Source organism: Erythrobacter sp. WG, assembly GCF_026586795.1.
Taxonomy (GTDB): domain Bacteria; phylum Pseudomonadota; class Alphaproteobacteria; order Sphingomonadales; family Sphingomonadaceae; genus Erythrobacter.
This window is the reverse complement of sequence record NZ_JAPFGY010000036.1, coordinates 22602-28961: the sequence shown is the minus strand read 5'-3', so window position 1 is coordinate 28961 and position 6360 is coordinate 22602. Positions and strand designations below refer to the sequence as shown.

Genomic DNA, 6360 nt, shown 5'->3' with positions numbered 1-6360 from the left:
CCGCCCGGGGTGCCGGGAGCGGCGCCGGTGAAGGCGGCGACCGCGCGGTCGATCAGCGCCGGATCGGCACCGCCTGCCGCGCGCACGGCAGGGTCGCACAGCGGCAGCAGGATCGGCAGCGCGAGCGGGGCAAAGCGCCACCCGTGCAACAGGTTGGAGGTGCGTTCCATGGCAAGGGACTCCATTCGCAGGGAGGCGCGCCCTTGGCGGCGCCTTTCGTGCCGGATGCAGCAAGGGCCATGCCAAGCCAGCCTTACGTGAATGCCCCTAGAAGCCCGTTCGGGGTGACTTAGGCATGGTGCGCTACGCCTTGGGTTGTCCCTTGCAACCGCTTTTCACCGTGTCGCCATGCCCTATCCCAACGGCTACCTCGTCCGCTCCGCCCGCGCCCCGGCGCCCTCGCGCGCTCCTGTCGATCATGCGCCGTCCGAGGGGTCCGCCGCGCTGCAACGCCGCGCGATCCTGGAGCGGATCGGCGAATTCGTGCAGCGCCACGATCTGGCGGTGACCCCGCAGAACCTCGCCACGATCTGCGGCGCCCTGTCGGGATCGCAGCCCGAACTCGCGGGCCTGCTTTCGGCGCGCGAGGCATCGGGCGAGCCGATCGACCAGCGCTGGCTCGACACGCTCGCGCGCTTCGATCCCGAAGGGCACAGCCGCATCGCCGCGCTGGAGACGCTGTCCGACAAGCTCGAATATGCGCTGATGCGCTTCGCCCAGGCGGCGCGCGCCGCCCAGTCCGAGACCAGCGACCATCGCGGCGCTATCGGCGTGCAGATCGAGGCGCTGGGTGCGCCCGAGGGACTGGCGCAGGTGCTCGACCTGTCGCGCGCGATGCTGGCGCGGCTCGAGCAGGTCGAGGCGGCGATGGCGAAGAGCGAAGCGGAGACCGAATCGCTCCGGGAAAGCCTCGCCAAGGCGCGCATCGAGGCCGATGTCGATCACCTCACCCGCCTGCCCAACCGCCGCGCCTTCGAGCGGCGGCTCGTGTCTGCCGCACACCAGGCGCAGGCCCGGAGCGAGCCGCTCAGCCTCGCCTTCTGCGATGTCGATCACTTCAAGCAGGTCAACGACCGCCATGGCCATGCCGCCGGCGACCGGGTGCTGTGCGCGCTCGCCGCTGCGCTCGTCGAAGGCGCGGGCGAGGCCTGTTTCGTCGCGCGCCATGGCGGCGAAGAATTCGTGCTGCTGTTCCACGGCCTCGCCAAACAGGCCGCGCAGGGCCGCCTCGACGCGGTCCGCCGGGCGCAGGGCGCACGGGTGCTGATGAACCGCGACACCGGCGAGCCGTTCGGCAAGATCACCTTTTCGGCGGGCATCGCCGAGGTGACCGAGAACGCCGACATCCGCAGCGCGCTCGCCCGGGCCGATGCGGCGCTTTACCGGGCCAAGCAGCTCGGCCGCAACCGGATCGAGCTGGGCTGACGGCCCGCCCTTTGCGCCGGCGCGCGGGTCCGGCTCAGGACCCGCTGCCGCCGATCTCCTGATCGTAGGCGAGGCTGGCGTAGAGGTCTTCCGCATCGCCCGCCGTGATGATGATGCGCACCCGTGTCCCCGAGGCGCGGGCCTCGGCGGCGAGCGCCTCGGCACGCGTCCAGGCCCGCGCCTCGCCGCCCTTGGTGTGGGTCGCGAAGATGGTCAGCGTCGCGCGCGGATCGGCCTGCTGCGCGGCCAGCCACGCGCCGAGCGCCGGCCCGCCCGGCACCGCCCGGTAGAGCGCCTGCGCGGCCGCCACTTCGGGGCGGGGCCGGGGGAGCCCGCGCGCATTGCGCTCGCTTGCCTCGCTATCGGCGAGCCGCCGCCCGCTCTCGGCTTCGGCGGCGGGAAGCGCGGACAGGGTCAGCAGGAACAGGATCAGCGCAAGATCGGTGAAGATCAGCTGCCAGCCGTGGCCCCCGCTCGTGGCCACGGCAGCCTTGTTGATGGTCATGCAACGCCCCTCAGATGTGTGCGGCGGCCCGGCGCGCCCGGATCGAAGCGTTCGATCTGCGCGACGAACCATTCGGCCAGCACCTCGCGCTCGCGCTCTTCCACGCCGCCGCGGCGCTCGATCGCGGTGGCGAGCGGATGGCACACCAGATGGGCGAGCAGCGCGCCGTAGAGCGAGGTCAGCACCGCGGTGGACACCGCGCCCATGATCACCGCCGCCGCGCCGACGCTCTGCTGGGGGCCGAGCTGGGCGAGGCCGTAGAGCGTGCCGATCAGGCCGAACACCGGCGCAAGCTCGCCCGCCCAGCCGAACACCTGCACCGCGCTCACCCGCCGCGCCTCGTCGAGCGCGCGTTCGGAGCGTCGCACCTGACCCATCGCCTCGAGCGTCCCGTGGCGCAGATAGGTCTCCAGCATCAGCGCCAGCGCGCGGTCGGGCGGCAAGGCGGGGTCGGCGCGGCGATGGCCTTCGCGTTCGATGGCGTTCACCGCCAGCGCGAGGGCGCGGCGGTTGGGTTCGGGCCTGAAGCGGCGCCGCAGCAGCCGGCCGCCGGTCGCGAGCGCCGCGCCGAAGTCCCGCCAGCCGCAGCGCGCCACCGTGGCGAGCACCGTCCCGGAGACGACGATCGCGAGCGCACCGGGATCGAACAGGGCGGACAAGGTCTGTGGCATGGCGGTTCCCCGGAAGGTCTGGATCGACCCCGAAGAACGGGCGCCGGGCAGGCCGATTAAGCCTACGCATTGTTCCGGCACGGCTTTGCCCGCTTGGCCCTGCCGACCGGCAAAAGCCTGCCGCGTGGCCCCGTCTCCTCGCGGCGACAGCCGCTTGCGGCGGGTTTGGCACGCTTCCTGCTGAACTTGCGGGGAACCCCGCGGGCCCGCCCCGCACCCCCGCCGATCAGGAGAACCCTGGCATGAACGAGCGACTTTTCGGCATTCACGGCGCCGCGCTCACCCTGCGTTCGCAACGCATGGGGGTGATCGCCTCGAACATCGCCAATGCCGCCACTCCCGGTTTCAAGGCGCGCGACATCGATTTCAACGCGGCGCTCGACGCGCGGCTCGCCCGGCAGGGCGGCGGCGCCAGCGCAGGCGCGCGGATGGTCTATCGCCGCCCGACCATGCCTTCGCTGGACGGCAACACCGTCGAGCTGAGCCGCGAGCAGGTCGCCTTCGCCGAGAACGCGGTCGCCTATTCGGCGACCCTCAGCTTCGTGCAAGGCCGGGTGAACACCATCACCCGCGCGCTGAAGGGCGAGTGAGGCCGATGCCCGATCGCACCCCGCCCACGCTGTTCTCCCTCACCACTCGCGCGATGAGCGCGCAGATGGTGCGGATGAACGCCGCGACCTCCAACCTCGCCAACGCTGGCGCTGTCGCCTCCACCGAGGAGGGCGCCTACCGCCCGATCCGCGCGGTCTTCGCGACCGAACTCGATCGCGCTTCGGGCCTTGCCGGGGTGACGACCACCGGCCTGATGCGCAGCCAGACCGCGCCCACCAAGCGTCACGATCCCTCCCACCCGCTCGCCGACAAGGACGGCAACGTCTGGGAGGCGCCGGTCGATGAGACCGCCGAGATGGTCGAAATCATGGACAGCGCCCGCCAGTACCAGAACCTGGTCCAGGCGCTCCAGACCGCCAAGCAGCTGATGCTCGAAACCCTGAGGAGCCAGAACTGATGGACACGCCTTCGCTTACCCCCGCCGCACAGTCGACGCTCGATCGGCTCAACAGGCCATCGACGCTGAAGAACAGCACCCAGTCGCTCGGCCAGGCCGATTTCCTGCGGCTGCTGACCACCCAGCTGACGATGCAGGACCCGCTCGCCCCACAGGACAACCAGGCGATGCTGGCACAGATGGCGCAGTTCTCCGCGCTCTCCGCGCAGACCGCGAGCGGCGCCACGCTCGAAGAGATTTCGACCAAGCTAGACCGCCTGATCGCTGCACAGGAAGCGAGCCTGCGGCCCTCCGCCTGATCCCATTCCCCACCCGAAAGGACCACGACCCATGTCTTTCTTCACTTCGCTCAGCGGCCTCAAGAATGCCGAGGTGGACCTGCGCGTCATCGCCCACAACATCGCCAACTCCGAGACGGTGGGCTTCAAGAAGAGCTCGGCGCAATTCGCCGATCTGGTCGCCACCGGCTCCTCGACCGACCCGCGCCGCAGCCCCGGCATCGGCTCGATCGTCGCCGGGATCACCCAGGACTTCGTGCTCGGCCCGCTCGAGCAGACCGGGCGCAGTCTTGACCTCGCCATCGACGGCGACGGCTTTTTCTCGCTCGCCAATGCCTTCACCGGGGACGTGAGCTATACCCGCAACGGCAACTTCCGTCTGACCGCGGCCGGGCAGCTGGAGGATTCGTGGGGCAACCGCCTCCAGGCCTATCCGCTCGACCAGAACGGAAACCTGGTCGGCGGTCCGCCCAACGCGCCGGTCAGCGTGGCCGTGCCGATCACCAATCCGCCGCTCGGCGGCCAAGGCGCGGCGACGCTCGCCAACGTCACCATCGACGTGCGCGGGATCATGATTGCCGCCTATTCCGACGGGTCGACGGTGAACGTGGGCCAGCTCGCCCTCGCCACCTTCCCCGCGCCCAACGGGCTGCGCTCGATCGGCCAGACCAAGTGGCAGGCGACCGGGGATTCGGGCGGGGCCGTGTTCGGCGTTCCGGCTGCCGGGACCTACGGCAAGATGATCAGCGGCGCTCTCGAACGCTCCAACGTCGATCTGGCCGAGGAGATGGTCTCGCTGCTCACCGCGCAGCGCAATTTCCAGGCCAACGCCAAGGCGATCGATACCGCCACGCAGATCTCGCAGACCGTGCTGAACCTGCGCTCGTAAGGCGGCCTGACCGATGGACCGGCTGATCTACACCGCCATGACCGCGATGAACGCGGCGATGGACCGGCAGCGGGTGGTGGCGAACAACCTCGCCAACGCCTCGACGCCGGGCTTCCGCCAGGAAATCTTCGCGGTCACCCCGGCGACTCTCAAGGACGGCTCGCTGGAAGCCCGCGCGATGGCGCGCGGCAATGTGCGCGGGGCGGACATGAGGGCCGCCCGGACGGTGCCGACCGGCAACCCGCTCGACGTCGCGCTGGAGGGGCAGGCGCTGCTCGCCTTCCAGTCGCCCGACCGCCAGGGCGAGGTCTATTCGCGGCGCGGCGACCTCAGGGTCTCGGCGAGCGGCGTGCTCGAGAACGGCGAGGGACTGGCGGTGCTCGGCGAGAGCGGCGCGCCGATCACCGTCCCGCCGGGCTTCGTGCTGCGCCTCGCGCCCGACGGGACGCTGCTCGCCGCCGATCCCGCCAACCCGCAGGCCGCGGCCGAGCCGGTCGACCGGCTGCGGCTCGTCAATCCGCAGGGCAGCCCGCTCGCCAAGGGGATCGACAGCTTCCTCAAGGTGCCTGGAGGCGGCGTGCTGCCCCCCGACCTCACCGCCAAGCTCACCCCGGGGGCGCTCGAGATGTCCAATGTCGAGACCGCCGACACGCTCGTCCAGATGATCGAGGCGCAGCGCGCCTTCGAACAGCGCGCCAAGATCATCGCCACCGCCGGAACGCTCGACGAGGCCGGCAGCGGGCTGATGGCGCTGCGCTGACCCCCCCCCCCCCGCAAAGGAGACCTTCCAAATGCCCACCTCCGCCCTTCACGTCGCCCGCACCGGGCTCGAGGCCCAGGATGCGCGGATGCGCGTCATCGCCAACAATCTCGCCAACATCGGCACCACCGCTTTCAAGCGCGACCGCGTGGACTTCGCGACGCTCGCCTATCAGGAACAGCGCAGCGCGGGGCAGGCCTCGACCGGGCAGACCGCCTTCGCCGTCGGCCTCAATCTGGGCACCGGGGTGCAGATCCAAGGCACCAGCCGCATCCAGACGCAGGGGAACATGAACCCCACGGGCAACCCGCTCGATATCGCGTTGGACGGCGAGGGCTTCTTCGCGGTCGAGCTGCCCGGCGGCGGGCAAGTTGGCTACACCCGCGCGGGCAATTTCACCATGTCGAACGACGGCACGCTGACCACCGCGCAGGGCTATGCCGTGCAGCCGCCGATCCAGATTCCGCCCGGCGCGCAGACCGTCACCATCGCCCCCGACGGGACGGTGAGCGCGCTCGTTCCCGGCAATGCCGAGCCCACGCAGCTTGGCCAGTTGCAGGTCGCGAGCTTCGTCAACCCGGCCGGCCTGCGCGCGATCGGCGACAACTTCCTCGTCGAGACCGCCGCCAGCGGCCCGGCCCAGCTGGGCATCGCCGGTCAGGAAGGGCGCGGACAGATTCGCCAGTCGATGCTGGAAAGCTCCAACGTCAACGTCGTCGAGGAGCTGGTCGAGATGATCGAGACCCAGCGCGCCTATGAGATCAACTCCAAGATGGTGAGCGCGGTCGACGAGATGCTGCGCAATGCCAACCAGACGCTGTGA

9 protein-coding genes are annotated in these 6360 nt (G+C 70.5%); 7 read left to right on the top strand and 2 right to left on the bottom strand.

Features of this window, described 5'->3' with window-relative positions; all coding sequences use genetic code 11:
- Positions 1 to 348 precede the first annotated feature (348 nt).
- The gene (locus OPU67_RS14830) at positions 349 to 1425 is read left to right on the top strand and encodes a sensor domain-containing diguanylate cyclase (RefSeq protein WP_267620994.1); all 1077 of its coding nucleotides are present in this window, start codon (positions 349 to 351) and stop codon (positions 1423 to 1425) included.
- Between the two features lie 34 nt (positions 1426 to 1459).
- On the opposite strand, the gene OPU67_RS14825 is transcribed toward OPU67_RS14830, so the two are convergent.
- Positions 1460 to 1930, bottom strand: coding sequence for a hypothetical protein (locus OPU67_RS14825; protein ID WP_267620992.1), 471 nt, complete (start codon positions 1928 to 1930; stop codon positions 1460 to 1462).
- The gene (locus OPU67_RS14820; protein ID WP_267620990.1) at positions 1927 to 2601 is read right to left on the bottom strand and encodes a MotA/TolQ/ExbB proton channel family protein; all 675 of its coding nucleotides are present in this window, start codon (positions 2599 to 2601) and stop codon (positions 1927 to 1929) included. The genes OPU67_RS14825 and OPU67_RS14820 overlap by 4 nt, the downstream gene beginning before the upstream one ends.
- A 242-nt stretch (positions 2602 to 2843) precedes the next feature.
- Here OPU67_RS14820 and flgB point away from each other — a divergent pair, with 242 nt between their 5' ends.
- The 6 genes from flgB to flgG are packed head-to-tail and all read left to right on the top strand — an operon-like array spanning position 2844 to position 6360.
- Positions 2844 to 3191, top strand: a complete 348-nt coding sequence (gene flgB / locus OPU67_RS14815) for a flagellar basal body rod protein FlgB (protein WP_267620988.1) — start codon at positions 2844 to 2846, stop codon at positions 3189 to 3191.
- Between the two features lie 5 nt (positions 3192 to 3196).
- Positions 3197 to 3610, top strand: coding sequence for a flagellar basal body rod protein FlgC (flgC, locus tag OPU67_RS14810; protein WP_267620986.1), 414 nt, complete (start codon positions 3197 to 3199; stop codon positions 3608 to 3610).
- The gene (locus OPU67_RS14805) at positions 3610 to 3909 is read left to right on the top strand and encodes a flagellar hook assembly protein FlgD (RefSeq protein WP_267620984.1); all 300 of its coding nucleotides are present in this window, start codon (positions 3610 to 3612) and stop codon (positions 3907 to 3909) included. The genes flgC and OPU67_RS14805 overlap by 1 nt, the downstream gene beginning before the upstream one ends.
- Positions 3910 to 3940: 31 nt before the next feature.
- On the top strand, positions 3941 to 4777 hold the full coding sequence (locus OPU67_RS14800; protein WP_267620982.1) for a flagellar hook-basal body complex protein: 837 nt from the start codon (positions 3941 to 3943) through the stop codon (positions 4775 to 4777).
- 13 nt (positions 4778 to 4790) lie between these two features.
- Positions 4791 to 5537: a flagellar basal body rod protein FlgF gene (locus OPU67_RS14795; RefSeq protein WP_267620980.1), complete on the top strand. Its 747-nt coding sequence runs from the start codon at positions 4791 to 4793 to the stop codon at positions 5535 to 5537.
- 31 nt (positions 5538 to 5568) lie between these two features.
- Positions 5569 to 6360, top strand: a complete 792-nt coding sequence (flgG, locus tag OPU67_RS14790) for a flagellar basal-body rod protein FlgG (RefSeq protein ID WP_267620979.1) — start codon at positions 5569 to 5571, stop codon at positions 6358 to 6360.